General features: G+C 66.3%; 16 protein-coding genes. 5 read left to right on the top strand and 11 right to left on the bottom strand.

Annotation, left to right across the window (positions count from 1 at the left end; all coding sequences use genetic code 11):
- Positions 1-161: 161 nt before the first annotated feature.
- On the top strand, positions 162-809 hold the full coding sequence (locus tag NGM06_RS00450; RefSeq protein ID WP_254268409.1) for an MFS transporter: 648 nt from the start codon (positions 162-164) through the stop codon (positions 807-809).
- A 47-nt stretch (positions 810-856) separates the two neighbouring features.
- On the opposite strand, the gene cofG is transcribed toward NGM06_RS00450, so the two are convergent.
- From cofG to NGM06_RS00425, 5 genes are all read right to left on the bottom strand, one after another.
- Positions 857-1933 carry a 7,8-didemethyl-8-hydroxy-5-deazariboflavin synthase subunit CofG gene (gene cofG / locus NGM06_RS00445; RefSeq protein WP_254268408.1) on the bottom strand — a complete coding sequence of 359 codons (1077 nt, stop codon included), beginning with the start codon at positions 1931-1933 and terminating at the stop codon, positions 857-859.
- Between the two features lie 64 nt (positions 1934-1997).
- A complete protein-coding gene (gene cofC / locus NGM06_RS00440; RefSeq protein WP_254268407.1) occupies positions 1998-2663 on the bottom strand; it encodes a 2-phospho-L-lactate guanylyltransferase in 666 nt (221 codons plus the stop codon).
- 118 nt (positions 2664-2781) lie between these two features.
- Positions 2782-3570 carry a DUF4398 domain-containing protein gene (locus NGM06_RS00435; protein WP_254268406.1) on the bottom strand — a complete coding sequence of 263 codons (789 nt, stop codon included), beginning with the start codon at positions 3568-3570 and terminating at the stop codon, positions 2782-2784.
- Positions 3548-4729: a tubulin/FtsZ family protein gene (locus NGM06_RS00430; protein ID WP_254268405.1), complete on the bottom strand. Its 1182-nt coding sequence runs from the start codon at positions 4727-4729 to the stop codon at positions 3548-3550. Before NGM06_RS00430 ends, NGM06_RS00435 begins: the two co-directional genes overlap by 23 nt.
- A gap of 296 nt (positions 4730-5025) precedes the next feature.
- Positions 5026-5910 (bottom strand): complex I NDUFA9 subunit family protein, encoded by an 885-nt coding sequence (locus tag NGM06_RS00425; protein WP_254268404.1) that lies wholly within the window; start codon positions 5908-5910, stop codon positions 5026-5028.
- Positions 5911-6011: 101 nt separating this feature from the next.
- Between NGM06_RS00425 and tmk the strand changes: the two genes are divergently transcribed.
- The 3 genes from tmk to deoC all read left to right on the top strand — a co-directional run bounded on the left by tmk (position 6012) and on the right by deoC (position 7868).
- A complete protein-coding gene (gene tmk, locus NGM06_RS00420; protein ID WP_254268403.1) occupies positions 6012-6632 on the top strand; it encodes a dTMP kinase in 621 nt (206 codons plus the stop codon).
- A gap of 31 nt (positions 6633-6663) precedes the next feature.
- Positions 6664-7101 (top strand): hypothetical protein, encoded by a 438-nt coding sequence (locus NGM06_RS00415; protein WP_254268402.1) that lies wholly within the window; start codon positions 6664-6666, stop codon positions 7099-7101.
- Positions 7102-7226: 125 nt separating this feature from the next.
- Positions 7227-7868: a deoxyribose-phosphate aldolase gene (gene deoC, locus NGM06_RS00410; RefSeq protein ID WP_254268401.1), complete on the top strand. Its 642-nt coding sequence runs from the start codon at positions 7227-7229 to the stop codon at positions 7866-7868.
- Between the two features lie 18 nt (positions 7869-7886).
- Here deoC and NGM06_RS00405 read toward each other — a convergent pair whose 3' ends face one another.
- The 4 genes from NGM06_RS00405 to NGM06_RS00390 form a co-directional block, all read right to left on the bottom strand.
- The gene (locus NGM06_RS00405) at positions 7887-9095 is read right to left on the bottom strand and encodes an outer membrane protein assembly factor BamB family protein (RefSeq protein WP_254268400.1); all 1209 of its coding nucleotides are present in this window, start codon (positions 9093-9095) and stop codon (positions 7887-7889) included.
- Positions 9096-9198: 103 nt separating this feature from the next.
- Positions 9199-10287, bottom strand: a complete 1089-nt coding sequence (locus tag NGM06_RS00400) for a YihY/virulence factor BrkB family protein (RefSeq protein ID WP_254268399.1) — start codon at positions 10285-10287, stop codon at positions 9199-9201.
- A 66-nt stretch (positions 10288-10353) separates the two neighbouring features.
- Positions 10354-11118, bottom strand: a complete 765-nt coding sequence (locus NGM06_RS00395; protein WP_254268398.1) for a mechanosensitive ion channel family protein — start codon at positions 11116-11118, stop codon at positions 10354-10356.
- Positions 11119-11641: 523 nt separating this feature from the next.
- Complete coding sequence (locus NGM06_RS00390) at positions 11642-12430, bottom strand: DUF7847 domain-containing protein (RefSeq protein WP_254268397.1); 789 nt, start codon at positions 12428-12430, stop codon at positions 11642-11644.
- Between the two features lie 117 nt (positions 12431-12547).
- On the opposite strand from NGM06_RS00390, the gene NGM06_RS00385 reads away from it, so the two are divergent.
- Positions 12548-13798, top strand: a complete 1251-nt coding sequence (locus NGM06_RS00385) for a tRNA (N(6)-L-threonylcarbamoyladenosine(37)-C(2))-methylthiotransferase (RefSeq protein WP_254268396.1) — start codon at positions 12548-12550, stop codon at positions 13796-13798.
- A gap of 32 nt (positions 13799-13830) precedes the next feature.
- Here the strand turns inward: NGM06_RS00385 and NGM06_RS00380 are convergent, their stop codons facing one another.
- Positions 13831-14757, bottom strand: coding sequence for a cation diffusion facilitator family transporter (locus NGM06_RS00380; protein WP_254268395.1), 927 nt, complete (start codon positions 14755-14757; stop codon positions 13831-13833).
- 81 nt (positions 14758-14838) lie between these two features.
- On the bottom strand, positions 14839-15384 hold the full coding sequence (locus NGM06_RS00375) for an HIT family protein (RefSeq protein ID WP_254268394.1): 546 nt from the start codon (positions 15382-15384) through the stop codon (positions 14839-14841).
- Between the last annotated feature and the right edge of the window lie 392 nt (positions 15385-15776).

Raw genomic sequence — 15776 nt, 5'->3', positions numbered from 1 at the left:
ACTCTTCGTTCCGACTTCTCCGTGCGAGCGTTCGTACGTCGAGGAGTCGCCAGTGGTGTCGTCCGGTCAGCCGACCGACTACCTGTTGTCGACTGACCGACGCCGAAATCCTGTTGGAACACCAACAGACGTTAACTGGGTCGGTCGAATACGTGGAACCGATGTCGGAGACGCTCCTCGACGGACTCCGCGAGCGAGTCCGGGTTCGGTCGTTCCTGCTCAGCAGCGGGGTGCTCGCGGCGCTACACGTACTGTTCGACGCGTCGGTCGCACAGCTCGTGACTACGGCCGTCACTGCGGCCATCGTCGGCCTGTCTGAGGTCGTGGAGGACGCCTACGGCCTCCAGTCTGGCGTTCGGGCGCTGGGATTCTCCGTCGTACTGCTCGTCTCGGGGGCCGCGCTTCTGGCGTTTGACGGCGGAAGCCACTGGCTCCCCGGAGCCTTCCTCGTCGTCGGCGCGTGGATTCTCCTCGATTCGGTCCAAAGACTACGCTATGACGGACTCACGGACGACGACGCCCGCGACGGCGAGACGGTGTACCGGACGTACGTCGCACGGCGTGTCCACGAGACGCTCGCCGAGCAGTCCCGAACGCGGCGAGAGTTGTCCGAGGCGCTCGACGCCGACGACGAGGCCGTGGACCGTGCACTCGACGCGCTCCGGGAGCGCGGCGTCGTCGACCGTGAGGGGAGCGAGCTTTGCGTCTCGTCGTCGGAGAGAGGAACGCTGGAATCCATCCGGAAGAGAATCGGCGACGGGGCTAGCCGACTGGCCCGACCGCTCGCGCTGGAGTTCGAAGAGCGATAGCGGGTCCCGTGGCGCTTCGGGTGCGGTCCGGTTCGGCCCCGACCGAATCAGTCGTCGACCACGGCGCGGTACCGCCCGTCGGTCTCGATGGTCCGTCGGACTCGCTCGGAGACCCACGATTCGTCGTCGAGAAACCGCCGGTACACCGGCAGGCGCTCGCGCAGGGGCACCCCGGCCTCGTCGGCGATGTCCTCCAACTCTTGCAGGGCGGGCCACTTGTACTCCGGATTGATGTGGTCGTCCGTGATTGGCGAGACCCCCCCTAAATCGTCCACGCCGCAGTCGAGCAGGTCGCGGGTCGGCGAGAGGTTGGGCGGGACCTGCACCGACACCTCCTCGGGGAGGCAGGCGCGGGCCATCGCCACGACCCGGCGCATGGTCTCGACAGAAGGTCGCTCGTAGGACGACCGCTCGTTGGGCACCACGTTCTGGACGATGACCTCCTGCACGTGGCCGTAGCGCTCGTGCATCTCGCGGATGGCCAGCAGGCTCTCGGCCCGGTCGCGCCAGTCCTCGCCGATGCCCACGAGGATGCCGGTGGTGAACGGGACGCCGAGTTCGCCCGCGGTCCGGATGGTGTGGAGGCGCTGGCCGGGGTTCTTGACGCGGGGACCGGCGTGGGCGTCCACGTCGGCGGTGGTTTCGAGCATCACGCCCATCGAGGCGTTCACGTCCGCGACGAGTTCCATCTGCTCGCGAGTCTGGTCGCCGGGGTTGCTGTGGGGCAGGAGGCCCTCCTCCAGCGCGATTTCGCAGACCTCGCGTAGATACGTGTGAATCGAGTCGTGGCCCCACTCCGCGAGTTGGTGGTGAATCCGGTCGTAGCGGTCGTCGGGGTCGTCGCCGAAGGTGAACAGCGCCTCCGTACACCCGGCGTCCGCGCCCGTCCGGACGATGTCCCGGACCTCCTCGGGCGAGAGCAGCGACGCCTCGCCGGGCGCGTCGAAGTAGGTGCAGTAGGTGCAGGTGTACCGGCAGGCGGTCGTCAGCGGGACGAAGACGTTCTTCGCGAAGGTGAGTTCGTCGGCGGCGTCCACGTCCGCGGGTTCGACCGAGAGCAGTCGCCGGACCTCGGTCTCGTCGAAGGTGATAGCAACGTCGTACTCGTCGGCCCCCGGAATCATCGTCCCGTTGTTCCCGCGCGGCGCTGAAAACGGTTGCTACTCCGGAAAGACCGCCGCTCCCGAACTACTCGTCCCGAACCACGCCCACGCGACTCTCGTCGCTCGCCAGCGAGAACCCCGCCGATTGCAACCACTCCAACGACTTCCTCGTCGCTCGCGGCTCCGCCGCTCGCGTGGCCGAGGCGCGTCGCGCCTCGCTTCCCCCGTGAATCAGCACCTCCGCCAAGTCCGCGCGCTCGTCCACGTCGGTCGCCAGTCGGTGCGAATCGACCACTTCGACCGCCGCACCGACCTCCTGGGCGGCCGCGAGGTGGTCGAGAAACGAGGTGCCGTGGTAGTCCACTCGGAACTCCGGATGGCGCGCGACCAGCGCGTTCGTCCCGCCGCCCCGGCCCGGCGCGATTACGACCCCGCCGTCGCGCTCGAACAACTGCCCGAACGCGTCGGGCGTCGCCAGCGCGAGGTCGGCCATCACGATAGCGACCGCCTCGTCGGTCTCGGCCAGTACGGCGTTGACCGCCTCGGTCAGCGGTCGGTCGTCCACCGTCACCGGCGCGTCCGCAGCGACCGGCGCGGTGGCGAGGAGTTCGGGTTCGCGGCCGGTCGCCCGAACCGCGGCCAGCACGTCCGCCAGCATCGCCTCGGCGAACGCCGTCCGCTCGTCGGCCGACAGCGCGTCGGCTAGTCGCGTCTTCGGGTCGGTCGCGGCGTACGGGACAACGACTCGCATCCTGAGTAGGAACTCGCTCGTCCTCGCTTAAGAGACTACGGAATAGCGTTCGGTGCGGAAAACGTCGCGGACGCGAAGCGTGAACCCCCGAAATCCCGGTCCGGAAAATGCGGCCGCGTCAGCGCAGTTTGTCGTAGTCGTCCTGCTGGTTGGAACGGTACCAGAGCGCACCGCCGACCACGACGACCAGCGCGAGCAGTCCGGCAGCGCCGTACAACAGCATCTGGGTCTGCTGGCTCGACTGCTTGGAGCTTTCGGCTTTCTTGGTGGCCTCGTCGGCGAGGTCCACCGCGTTGCCGAAGTTCTCGGCGTCGAACGCCGAGACGGCGTTCTCGAGCGTGTCCTCGGCACCCGACACGTCCGCGCCGGAACTTCCCGCGGCGTCGATAGCCTTCTGAGCCGAGTCGATGGCGTCGCGCGCCTCCTGACTCTTCTCGGTGTACGGTCGGAACGTCCACGTCTTGATGGACTCGCTACTTCCGCCCTCGCGAACCTGATTCAGTTCGGCCAGCACCAGTTTCTGCGCGGGGTCGTAGGTGAAGTTCCCGACCTCGGGCACGGTCCCCTTCACGACGACCTTCACCTCGTAGGCGTCGCTCTTCTTCAGCGCGTGGTCGAACGACTGGCCGTCGTAGGACTTCTGGTTGATTTTCGACCCGCCTTGGTCGTACAGTTGGACGGTCCACGTCACGTCTTTCAGTTCGGTGGTCGCGTTCAACGTCCACGTGTCGTACTCGCTGAACGGCTTGGTGACCGTGAACGTCGATTTCACGTCCTCGCCGACCTTCTTCTCGTCGGGCGCGCCGCTGGCCGAGGCCGACATCGCCGCGGCGGGACCGACCGCCGAGACGACCAGCGTCGTGGCGAACAACAGCGCGAGTAGTTTAGAACAGTGGTTCGAGTTCATCGTCGTCGTCCTCCACAAGTTCCTCCAAGTTCTCCTCGCTCTCCTCCTGAATCTCGTCGATGTTCTCCTGGGCCTCGATGGCGATCTCCTGTAGCTCCTTGATGCGCGGGACGTTGTTGACGCCCGACAGGAGGACCACGCTGGCGACGTACTGGGAGTCGCTAACGGGGTAGTCGCCACCGCGGACTTCCATCGACCCGGTCTGCTCCTCGAGCCACTTCCGACCGCGCTCTATTCCCTTCCGATTGAGGTGTCGAGGCGGACCGCTCAGGACCAGCAGCGCGCGCTCGGTTCCCTCGATTTCGCAGGGGAGGGTGAGTCGGCCGAGCGCGGCCTTCCGGACGAGGCTGGTGATGCGGTTCGTGGTGTTCGCGGTGTCGGTCTGGGTGTCCTCGTCGCCGCCGGTGAACCGCGAGAGCAGACCGCTGGAGGAGTCTTCGGTCTCGACTTCCTCGGCGGCGTAGCCGATGGTCGAGACGCCGCCTCCGGCGAGCGTGTTGATGATCTCGCTGGAGTCCACGACGCTCTCTGCGACTTCGTCGTTACCGCCGACTTCGCCGGCGCCGAAGAGGATGCCGAACCGCCGGACTATCTCCTCGTTTATCTCCGCGTACCCGCTCTCGATGGACTCGCCCGACTGTCGCCACGCGTCGTTGTCGAACACCATCAGGTTGTCCACCTCGCGGACGAACGTCTGGAACGACCGCGCGGCGTTCAGCGTGTAGATCCCGCCCTCGTCGCCGCCGGGCAGGATGCCGAGACCGTACACCGGTTCGGTGTAGATTCGTTTGAGGTGCTTCGCGAGAACGGGAGCGCCACCGGAACCAGTGCCACCACCCATCCCCGCGACGATGAGAAACGCATCGACTTCGTGAACCGGGATGTTGTCGATGGCTCCCTGAATCTCGTCGATGTCCTCCTCGGCGATTTCCGCGCCGAGTTCGTTGTCCGCTCCGACGCCGTGACCCTTTACTCGGGACTGACCGATGAGGACACGATTGTCCTGGGGGACCTTGTCGAGTCCCATGAGGTCGGCCTTCGCGGAGTTGACCGCGACCGCCGACCGCACTATTTCGCTTCCAGTTCGCTGGTCGTACTCCAGGAACTTGTCCACGATTTTCCCACCGGCCTGCCCGAAACCAATCATTGCAAGCTTCATTTTCCGGACCGTACTCCGTTGGGAGAAATACAACCACGAAGGGGTGATAATCCTTTTGGTCCGTTCCACAGAATGGAGAAACGGCTCGTTACGCAAAATCGCAAGACGGTAACGCGATGTTTCCTAAATGGGTGAATCAGCACCAGATGTCGAACATGTCTCTTTAAGTTTGTCCGCCGAGGGACGTGTCCGAAAACAGCAGGGAGTGCGCCCCCGTCAGACGTCCGTCAGACGGGCGTTTCCGCGGTTTTTAGGGTCTTCGACGGACCGTCCCGCGGGGGGAGACCTGACTACTGTCACTCCGAGAGACCGAGATACGACGACAGCGTGGTCAAGTCACCCTCGTCCACACCGAACGCGTCGATGTCGTTTCGAGAGACGGTGTTGTCGAGTCGCAGCGACCGGAACTGGTCGGCACCGAAGGGGACGAACGGGACGAACTCGGCCGCGCTCAGGCCGACCTTCACCAGCGGCATCGGAATCGGCACGACGGTCGCCGGTTTCCCCTCTGCCCGGTAGACGAGTTTCGTCACGTCCCCCAGCGAGAGCACCTGCGGACCGCCGATTTCGTAGACTTCGCCGTCGCGTTCCTCCTCGACGCCCGCGGCGAGTATCGGTGCGAGGTCGCCCACCCAAATCGGCTGGAACCGAGTGGCCCCGCCGCCGGGGAGCGGAGTGACGTAGGGCGTACTCAGTTTCTTCGTGAACGAGACGAACTCCCCGCCCTCGCCGAAGACGACGGAGGGCCGGAAGATGGTGAACGCCAGACCCGAGTCGCGGACGACCTGTTCGGCCTGCCCCTTCGTGCGGAGATACTCCGTCGAACCGGTCGGGTCCGCCCCGAGGGCGCTCATCTGGACGATTTTGCGCACGTCGTGGTTCTGGGCCGCCGTCACGACGTTCTCCGTGCCGCCGAGGTGGACCCGCTTGTGGGACTGCCCGCGCGACGGTTGGAACAGCGGCGAGAGCGCGACGAGATTGACTACGACGTCTTGTCCCTCGAAAGCCCCCTCGATGGAGTCGTAGGCGGTCACGTCGCCGCGGACGCGCTCGACGCCCGCGGGGAAGTCCGCCTCGCTCGGGTCCCGCGCCAGAGCGGTCACGTCGTGGCCGTCGTCGTCTAACGCTCGCACGAGGCGCGTACCGATGAATCCGGTTCCTCCGGCGACGAGAATGTTCATGTACGGGATACGTATCGACGGGAATTAAAAGTACCTGCTACGGCGGGTCGTTCCGCTGCCGACCCGCAGGTCTTTATACCGAGCCGAAACCACCTCCGAGTATGCTGATTACCTTGGAGGGTCTCGACGGGAGCGGGAAGACGACGGTCTGGGAAGTGCTGCGCGAGGAGTTCCCCGAGTTCGTCTTCACCCGCGAACCGACCGAGACGTGGTACGGCGAGGCGGTGAACCGCTCGGTCTCGGACGACGACGCCGACTCGCTGGCGGAACTGTTCCTCTACACCGCGGACCACGCCGCCCACCTCTCGGAGACGGTCAGGCCCGCGCTCGAAGACGGGAAAGTCGTCGTCTCCGACCGCTACTCCGACTCGCGGTACGCGTATCAGGCGGTCAGCATCGAGGACCACGTCAAGCGCCCGCTGGAGTACATCCGCGGCGTCCACCAGCCGTGGACCCGACCGCCCGACGCGACCCTCTACTTCGAGGTGGACCCCGAGACGGGCGCGGCCCGGAGCGGCGCGACCAACAAGTTCGAGCAGGCCGCGTTCCTGAGTCAGGTCCAGCGGAACTACGAGCGACTCGTCGACGCCGAACCCGAGCGGTTCGTCCGCATCGACGCCACTCGGTCGCCCGAGGAGGTCATCGACTCGGCGGTGGACGTGGTCGGGCGACTCCTCGACGACGGCGAGGAGCGCGACGGGCGAGACGACCCCGACGAGTAGGTCTTTGAATCCCGACCGCGTAGCACGCGCCATGGCAGACGAGGACGCCGGGCGGACCCGGCCTCGCGAACGAGGACCCCGCGAGCGCGACGAGGAGACGAAATTCAGCCTCTCGCTCCCGCCGATGTCCCTCCCGGAGATGCGCTTGCCCGAGCGCATCCGACTCGTCTTCCCGGTTCCGGACCCCCCGGAGAAGGTCTCACGGCCGACCCGCGTCAGGGTGTCGTGGGTCCTCCTCGCGGTCGTCCTCGCGGACGCGCTGGACGCGTTCGCGGTCGTGTGGGCCGGGCCGGGGACGCTTCCGTGGGTGCGCGCCGCGGTCGGACTGCTGCTCTCGTTGGTGCTGGTCGGCGGCGCGGGACTGCTCTACGCGTGGGAACTGCTGGCGGTTCTCGGCGGGTTCGGCGCGCTGTCGCTCGCGCCGACGCTGACCGCGCTAGTCCTCGCGCGAATCGTCCTCTCTCGGTAGTCGGCCGTTCGGCCGGGATACCGAGCATCTCCGCCACCGAGAGACCGAGCAGTTCCTCCATCGAGAGACCGAGCGACTCCGGGGGACAGTCGGCTTTTTAGTTGCGGGCCGTCTCACGTCCAAATATGAACGACGCAGAACTCGCCGCGAAGATAGACCACACGGTCCTCGGACCGGAGACGACCCTCGACGACGTGACGGCGGTCCTCGACGAGGCCGACGAGTACGGCATGAACGCCTGCATCCCGCCGTGCTACGTGGCCGAAGCCGCCGAGCACGCTCCGGAGGTCACCCTCGCGACCGTCGTCGGGTTCCCCCACGGACAGAACGCCACGTCGGCCAAGCGCGAGGAGGCCGTCGTCGCGTACGAGGACGGCGCGGACGAGTTGGATATGGTCCTCAACGTCGGCCGCCTGAAGGCCGGGGACGACGAGGCCGTCCGCGAGGACATCGAGGAGGTAGTGGCTTCGGTTCCCGTCCCTGTCAAGGTCATCATCGAGACGGCGCTGCTCTCGGACGAGGAGAAGCACCGGGCGTGCGAGGCCGCCGCGGAGGCCGACGCCGCGTTCGTCAAGACCTCGACCGGATTCGCCGACGGCGGGGCGACGGTCGCGGACGTGGAACTGATGAGCGAGTACCTGCCCGTCAAGGCCAGCGGCGGCGTCGGCAACTACGAGCAGGCGAAGGCGATGATAGACGCCGGGGCCGAGCGCATCGGCGCGAGTTCGGGCGTCGAAATCGTCGAGGACTTCCGAGAGAACTACTGACGGCGCGGTGACTGACTCCTACGGTTCTTCGAGCGCGTGGAGTCGCGTCGGTTCCTCCGACGGGGCGGTGTAGGCGTACAGTCGCCCGTCGGCGACCGTGACGCCCTCGCGGACGCGACCGCCGAGGTCGGTCTTCCAGCGGCGCGCCCCGACGCGGACGCCACCGAAACCGGTGCCGCCGCTCGTCTTCACCGCGTGAACGCGCCCCGACTCGTCGCCGACGTAGACGGTGTCGCCAGCGACCGCCGGGGCGCAGTTGACGTTGTCGGGGGTCGAGACCGTCCAGTCGGTCGTTCCGGACTCGGCGTCGATAGCCAGCAGACCATCGCCGTCGGTGGCGATGACCCGGCCGTCGGCGACCGCGAGGTGGTGTTCGCCGAACGCCCGACTCTCGCTGGTCCACTCGACCGCGCCCGCGTCCGCCGTCGAAAGCCTGTGGACGTTACCGCCGGACGGCAGGACGTAGACCCCCCGGCCGACGACGGCCGGAGCGACCTGAATCGTGCCGGGGACCTTCTGTCGCCACGCGCCCTCCCCGTCGTCCTTCGAGAGGGCGTACACCTCGCCGCCCTCGGTCGCCACGTAGAGGTGAAAGCTGTGCTGGGCAACCGCGACCGGCGCGACGACGTGGCCGAACAGTTCGGTGCGCCAGCTCTCCGCGCCCTCTTCGAGGTCGAAGCAGTGGACCCAGCCGTCTCGCGTGACCACGAACACCCGCTCGCCGTCCCGACCGAAGCGCGGCGCGGCCGAGACTTCACCGCGAGTGCCGAACTCGCGGACCCGCTCGCCCGTCTCCGCGTCGAGGACCCGGAGGCTGTCGGCGTTCCCTCCGGAGACGTACACCCGACCGTCGCGCACGGTCGGGGCCGACCACAGGACCATCGCGTCGCCGTCGTCGAACGAGTGCGTCCAGACCTCGCTCCCGTCCGCCTTGGCGAAGCAGTGGAGGTCGTCGCCCGAAGGGACGTACACCCTGTCGTCCGCCACGACCGGCGGAGTAGTCGCCGCGGTGAGTTCGATGCTCCATCGCTCGCGGACGCCCGACTCGGGACCGCGACCCTTCGGGTTGTACCCTGTGTTCGCGGCGTCGTGAGCGAGCGTCGGCCAGTCGGTCGCGTCGCTCGCGGCGTCCGCGGCGGCGTCGTGACCGCTGTCGGCGGTACAGCCAGCTATCGCCGCGGTTCCGACCGTCGCGACACCGGCGAGATAGCGTCGTCTGGAGGGCATGGCTCGGCGTTCAGGCCGCCGCCACAAATGTTTTTCCGGTTACAGCTACGAGACGTCGGCGACTACTCGGTCGCTCGGCGAGTCCTCAGCCGTCAGCGAACGTTCAGTCGTCCGCGGGGCGCTCGCTCGCCCCGACCGCTTCGGACTCCTCGGCGACGGTCCACTGGAGCGTGACCGTCCACCGGCGCTCGCCGTCGTCCACCGTCTGGTGTTCGACCAGTTGCACGTCGCCCGCCGGACGGGGGCGTCGGTCCTCGTCGTCCGAGTGGGCGGCCGGGCGCATCCCGTCGTAGCGCCCCGCGAGTTCGTTCCGGAGGTCCGCGAGGTAGTCGGCGAGTTCCTCGCGGTCGAGTCTCTCCTCGCACTCGGTGTCGTAACTCGTCGCGGCCCGTCCCACTCCGCCGGGTTCGCCGGAGGAGTGCCCGCCGACGACGGCGTTGATGACGGCACCGAGGAGCAGTACCAGTCCGGAGAAGTAGAGGTACGTGACGACGAGGATGACGCTCCCGAAGAAGCTCCCCGACCCGGGGTCCTTGAACAGGAGGTAGACCTGAAAGACGCCCTGAAGCCCGGCCCACCCGACGGCGGCGAACACCACGCCGGGCAGCACGTCGTCTAGTCCCACGTCCGTGTCTGGGAACCGATAGTACATCGGGTAGAACGCGACGACGAGTCCGGCGACGAGGACCAGCGGCGTCAGCAACCCGACGAACGGAATCGCGTCGGAGAACCGGGAGAACGCGACCGTGACGCCTATCGTCGAGACGACGGCGACGACGAGGGCCACGAGGACGACGATACCGTCTTTCAACTGGTCGGCGAACGAGTTGCGACCCCTCGTCTCGTATATCTCGGAGAAGGCCGTGTCGAGACCGCGGAATATCTTGAGCGTCCCCCACAGGAGGACGACGAGACCGACGACCGACGCCCCGGCGGTCGAGGAGTTGCCTCGGAATATCTCCTCGACGACGTTGGCTATCGGGCCGGGGAGCCAGTTCCCGGCGACGGCGACGACTCGGGCTTCGAGACCGCTGCCGAACGTGGAGACGACCAGCAGGAGCAACAGCAGCATCGGTGCGAGCGACACGAACGCGTTGTACGCGATACCCGCGGCCATGAAGGTCACGTTCTTCTCCGAGAAGTCGGCGTACACTCGCTTTCCGAACCCCCGTGCCCGCGAAAGAGCACTCATACACCGAACTGCGTCGGGCGGTCAAAAAACTCACGCGGCCAGTTACCGAGAAGCCGGGGAGCGTCGTCAGTCGTCGTCCGAGGTCGAGCCTTGGCCCTGCTCTTGGGACATGCTCGACGCGCTGGTCTTGGCGGTGCCCGCCCAGCGGTTCATGTTGTTGGCGATGTAGTCCTTGCTGCCCCAACCGAAGCCGACGCCGATGGCGAGCGCGAGACCCGCGGCGAGACCCCACGCGAGGGCCTGCGCGAAGATGTACAGCAACTGCACGTCGATTCCCATCGTGTCGAGACCGATGACGACGGCGGTGAAGTACAGGAACATCCGGACGCCGGTGGCGAAGTAGTGGGTGTACTGCGACTGAGTCGCCGCGCGCGTCCGTTCGATGGCGTCGCCGATGAAGTCCGAGACGATGAACCCGCCGATGATGACCAGGAGTCCGGCGACGAACGCCGGGAGGTACGACACCGCCGTCGCTATCCACTCGGAGAGTATCGGGATGGCGAGCGTGTTCGCCGCCGCGAGGATGGCCAACGCGTAGACGAACCACGCCGTGACCGACCCGAGGAAGTTCGACAGCGCGTCGCGTGAGTCTCCCATCATCCGTCCTATCGGCGTGTCCTTTGCGCTGCGGTCGATTCCGGCCCGGTCGGCCACTCGCTGTACGACGCCACCGAGTATCTTCCCGACCGCCCAACCGATGAGGAGGATGACGATAGCGCCGACGAGTCGCGGGAGCGCCGCCACTATCTCCGAGAGGGCGCTGCCGAGCCACTCCGGGAGGTTTCCTAACACTTCGCCGTCTGCCTGAAGTAGTACGTTTGGTCCGTTCATGATTTCTCGCCGGGTGAGACCGGCAGATAGGAACAGGCGATAGTCGTAGTTTGTTCTTGGCCGCATAACGAGTCGAGGGTTTCAGCCCCGAACGTCGGTGTTTCGAGACACGAATCACGGGCGCGTCGCGGACATCTCGGGGAGTTGTCGAACACCACGAGCGGACCGAGACCGCAGTGAAACACGACGAAACGAACACACGCTTGAAATTTCGACGGAACGAAGCCGACGCGACGTTCTCGGCGCTCGCCGAACCGACCGACGGGACGGTGAATCTCGTGGTCAACCGACTCCGCCCGACCTCTCGGAATTCGGGGAGCTATCGAGGGCACGTCGCCGCGCGGTCGGGAGGGTCGGAATCGGCCGCGGACGTGTCCGACTCGAAGGAGTTGAAACGAACGTTTTCTACCCCCGACACGTCTGCGATAGAAGGTCTCGCAGTGAAGAACTGCAATAGGTTGTCACGCCCGCAGTCTCCAACGTCGGAAAACACGAGACGGACCCAGAAGGACGTTTCGGCGGGCTACGGAACGGATCCACCGTCGGTCCACACCGCTGTCGCATCGTGTCCGCCAGCGAGGTCCCGACCTGTCTGTCCGTCGCCGTCGGACGCCACGAGTGCCCGGTAGAAGACGACGCGATACGTCTGTAAGACCGCCCAGCCGACGGTTCCGACGGCGAGGATTCCGAAGGTGAGCGGTGTCGAGTCGGGCGTGACGGTGGCGAGGATTCCCTCCAATTCGGAGCGCTCGACGAGCGTAGCGCCGTGGAACAGGCCGAGAGGTACTTCGAGAGCGGTGTACCCGAGGACGGGACCGAGATTCGAGGTGGCGAGGTCGTAGCTCCGTCGGATGGCGTCTCTCGGAGTCTCACCCTCCAGAACGATGGCGAGGTCGGCGAACTGGAACACGAGCGCCGCCGCGACTATCGCTACGAGGCACACGACCAGCGCCAACTGAACGGGGAGGACGGCGAGAAGGAGTATTCCGGCGATGCCACCGCCGAAAGCGAGTAGGAGAGACATCCCGACGACCCGCAGATAGTTCCGGACGCCCGCGTGGACGACTGCGTCTCGCTCCACGCTGCCGTCCACGACTGCGCGGTTCACGAGGTCGAGGACGCCGACCGTGATGGCCGGGCCGACGACTATCGAGGCGCGAGCCAGCAGTTTCTGACCGAACTCCGAGAGACCGAAGTAGTGCCCGCTCCCCAAGAGGTTCGCGACGAGACCGAGAGCCACGAGATAGCCGAAGAGCGTCGGGCGACGGCGGAGCAGCGAAACGGCGTCGCCGAGCGTATCGAGAACGACCATACGTGGGCCGTCGAATTTCGGCGTCAAAAGGTTGGCCTTTTGAACTTACCGCGGCAGGTCGAACACGTCCTGATTCGTCGCGCTTTTGCCCGCGTAGCCGAAACGTCCCGTCAGCGAATGGCCCGGTATCACATCGAAACCTACGGTTGCACGTCGAACCGGGGCGAGAGTCGCCAGATAGAGCGGCGACTCCGCGACGCGGGCCACCACCGCGTCGAGGGTCCCGGCGAGGCCGACGTGGCCATCCTCAACACCTGCACCGTAGTCGAGAAGACCGAGCGCAACATGCTGCGGCGGGCCGAGGAGTTGGGCGAGGAGACGGCCGACCTCATCGTGACCGGTTGCATGGCGCTCGCGCAGGGCGAGCAGTTCCGCGACGCCGAGGTGGACGCCGACGTCATCCACTGGGACGAGGTACCCGAAGCCGTCACGAACGGCGAGTGTCCGACGACCACGCCCGACGCCGAACCCGTGCTGGACGGCGTCATCGGCATCCTCCCCATCGCTCGCGGTTGCATGTCCGACTGCTCGTACTGCATCACCAAGCAGGCCACCGGCAAAATCGACTCGCCGCCGGTCTCAGAGAACGTCGAGAAGGCCCGCGCGCTGGTCCACGCCGGGGCGAAGGAGATTCGAATCACCGGGCAGGACACCGGCGTCTACGGGTGGGACACGGGCGAGCGCAAACTCCACGAACTGCTCGACCGAATCTGCGACATCGAGGGCGACTTCCGGGTCCGCGTCGGGATGGCGAACCCGAAGGGCGTCCACGGCATCCGCGAGGAACTCGCGGAGGTGTTCGCGGAGAACGAGAAGCTATACAACTTCATCCACGCGCCGGTCCAGTCCGGGAGCGACGACGTGCTGGGCGACATGCGCCGCCAGCACCAGGTCTCGGAGTACGTCGAAATCGTCGAGACGTTCGACGAGTATCTGGACTACTGGACGCTCTCGACCGACTTCATCGTCGGCTTTCCGACCGAGGAAGACGAGGACCACGCCCAGAGCATGGCGCTCCTGCGCGAGACCCGACCCGAGAAGATTAACGTCACTCGGTTCTCGAAGCGCCCCGGCACCGACGCCGCCGAGATGAAAGGTCTCGGGGGCACCAAGAAGAAGGAGCGCTCGAAGGAGATGTCCGAACTCAAGATGGACGTGGTGGCCGAGGCCTACGACGCGATGGTCGGCGAGACCCACGAAGTGCTGGTCGTCGAGGAGGGGACCGGCGACTCCGTGAAGTGCTACGACGAGGCCTATCGACAGGTCATCGTCCAGAACGCCGACGACCACGGCGTCGAGGTCGGCGACTTCGTGGACGTGGAAATTACGGGCCACAGCACGGTGTACGCGTTCGGCGAGCCGGTCTGACGGCGTTCGGCGAACCGGCCGGAGAACTTCGGTTACTGCTCGACTTTCTCGTCATCGACCAACTCGTCTATCGTCTCGTCGGTCTTCCACTCGCCGAGTTCCTTCGGGTCCACGTGGACGAACACGTCGTCTACTTCCTCCAGTTCGCGGATGGACTGCACCACGTCGGTCTCGATGCCGTGGGCCTCGAACAGCGTGCGGTCGCCCTCGACTTCGATGTGGAGGCTCACGTCTATCTCCGGGCCGACGTAGTGGGCGATGACGTCGTGAGCGCCCTCGACGTCCGGGTGGGCCAGCACCCGTCGGACGATTTCGGCCCGGAGGTCGTCCGGCGGGGCGCTCCCGACGAGGTAATCGACGTTGTCTTGGACGATTTCGTAGCCGGTGTAGAGGATGCCGAGCGAGACGACGCCCGCCGAGATGGGGTCCAGAATCGGCAGTCCCACGCCCGCCCCGAGGACGCCCGCCAGCGCCGCGCCCGCGGTCAGGATGTCGTTGCGGTTGTCGAGCGCAGTCGCGGTCAGCGCCGGAGAGCGAGTCCGTTCGGCGGCAGTCATGCAGTACCGATAGAGACCGAACTTCGCCGCGGCGGTGGCGACCAGCACCGCGACGGCGGCCGGGGAGGTCACGGCGGCCCCGACCTCGCCCGAGAGAATCGACGTGGTCGCCCGCCAGAGGACCGCACCGCCCGCCGCGAACACGCCGAGCGCGATGAACAGCGAGACGAACGGTTCGATTCGCTCGTGTCCGTGGGGGTGGCTGAAGTCGGGCGGTCGCGTCGTCAGGTAGAGACCCGCGAGGATGACCACGCTGTAGCCCGAGTCGGCGAGGCTGTTGACCGCCTCGGACCCGACCGCCAGACTGCCGGTCGTCCACCAGACGAACCCCTTGGCGACCACCAGCAGCACGTTGACCGCCAAGACGACCGCGCCGACGCGGCGGACCGCGTGCTTGCTCATCGCGCCCACCTTCGGACCCCGGAACCAAGGGCGTGTCGTTCGGTGGGAGTCACCGTCCGAGACAGCACCCGCCCGCCGACGCTAGAACCGGAAGCGGACCGCCGACTTCTCGTCGTCGGGAATCTCCGCGCCTTCCTGTTCGGCGAACGCCTCGCGCACCCGGTCGTACGTCTCGTCGATGGCCTCCACGATGACCTTGGTGTCCGAGACGACCGGCATGAAGTTGGTGTCGCCCTCCCACCGCGGGACGACGTGCGTGTGGAGGTGGTCGTCGATGGACCCGCCCGCGCCCTCACCGAGGTTGAGACCCGCGTTGAACCCGCTGGGAGAGAGTGCGGTTTCGAGCGCGTCGAAGGTCCGTTGCTTGAGGCGGGCGTGGTCGAGCAGGACCGCCTCGGAGAGGTCGCGGTAGTCGCCCGTGTGTTCGCGCGGGACGACCATCGCGTGGCCCGGGTTGTAGGGGTAGTTGTTGAACATCACGAAGGCGTGGTCGCTGCGGGCGACAACGAGATTGTCGCGGTCGTCGTCGCGCTCCGGAAGTTCGCAGAACACGCACCCTTCGATTTCGTCCTCCTCGTCGTCTCGCTCGACCCACTCGATGCGCCACGGTGCGAAGACCTGTTCCATGCGTCGCCGTTACGGGCGCGACGATTTATATCGTCTGCTGTCGGTCGCTCCCGATTCACGTCTCGTACGCGACCGGGCGAGTTTCGAACGAGCGACGAACTCCGGGGAGCGAGTCCTCCCGCAGTTCGAGGCGACGCACGGAGCGGAACTACCCCGTTACTGCTGTCCGCTCGCAGGTAATCTCGACTTAGAACGCGAGCCGGTCGGTTCCGATTCGCGCGAAACGCCGTGCAATCGTTCGACGGTGAAACGGAGACTCCGCTTTCCCTTGGGTAGTCCCGGTATCGAGCGACGGCGGTTCGTTTCGAACGTAGTGTTGGAAGTGCTACAGTACGTCGTCAGTTGATACCACGGTTTTGATAGCGGTTCGGGAGTCTCGATGCCCCGACTGT

It is taken from the genome of Halorussus aquaticus (assembly GCF_024218795.1).
Classification (GTDB): Archaea; Halobacteriota; Halobacteria; order Halobacteriales; family Haladaptataceae; genus Halorussus; species Halorussus aquaticus.
This window is presented reverse-complemented; position numbering and strand designations above follow the sequence as displayed.

Coding starts and splice junctions, on each gene's coding strand:
- NGM06_RS00450 (WP_254268409.1), top strand. CDS start 162: ATGTCGGAGACGCTCCTCGACGGACTCCGCGAGCGAGTCCGGGTTCGG.
- cofG (WP_254268408.1), bottom strand. CDS start 1,933: ATGATTCCGGGGGCCGACGAGTACGACGTTGCTATCACCTTCGACGAG.
- cofC (WP_254268407.1), bottom strand. CDS start 2,663: ATGCGAGTCGTTGTCCCGTACGCCGCGACCGACCCGAAGACGCGACTA.
- NGM06_RS00435 (WP_254268406.1), bottom strand. CDS start 3,570: ATGAACTCGAACCACTGTTCTAAACTACTCGCGCTGTTGTTCGCCACG.
- NGM06_RS00430 (WP_254268405.1), bottom strand. CDS start 4,729: ATGAAGCTTGCAATGATTGGTTTCGGGCAGGCCGGTGGGAAAATCGTG.
- NGM06_RS00425 (WP_254268404.1), bottom strand. CDS start 5,910: ATGAACATTCTCGTCGCCGGAGGAACCGGATTCATCGGTACGCGCCTC.
- tmk (WP_254268403.1), top strand. CDS start 6,012: ATGCTGATTACCTTGGAGGGTCTCGACGGGAGCGGGAAGACGACGGTC.
- NGM06_RS00415 (WP_254268402.1), top strand. CDS start 6,664: ATGGCAGACGAGGACGCCGGGCGGACCCGGCCTCGCGAACGAGGACCC.
- deoC (WP_254268401.1), top strand. CDS start 7,227: ATGAACGACGCAGAACTCGCCGCGAAGATAGACCACACGGTCCTCGGA.
- NGM06_RS00405 (WP_254268400.1), bottom strand. CDS start 9,095: ATGCCCTCCAGACGACGCTATCTCGCCGGTGTCGCGACGGTCGGAACC.
- NGM06_RS00400 (WP_254268399.1), bottom strand. CDS start 10,287: ATGAGTGCTCTTTCGCGGGCACGGGGGTTCGGAAAGCGAGTGTACGCC.
- NGM06_RS00395 (WP_254268398.1), bottom strand. CDS start 11,118: ATGAACGGACCAAACGTACTACTTCAGGCAGACGGCGAAGTGTTAGGA.
- NGM06_RS00390 (WP_254268397.1), bottom strand. CDS start 12,430: ATGGTCGTTCTCGATACGCTCGGCGACGCCGTTTCGCTGCTCCGCCGT.
- NGM06_RS00385 (WP_254268396.1), top strand. CDS start 12,548: ATGGCCCGGTATCACATCGAAACCTACGGTTGCACGTCGAACCGGGGC.
- NGM06_RS00380 (WP_254268395.1), bottom strand. CDS start 14,757: ATGAGCAAGCACGCGGTCCGCCGCGTCGGCGCGGTCGTCTTGGCGGTC.
- NGM06_RS00375 (WP_254268394.1), bottom strand. CDS start 15,384: ATGGAACAGGTCTTCGCACCGTGGCGCATCGAGTGGGTCGAGCGAGAC.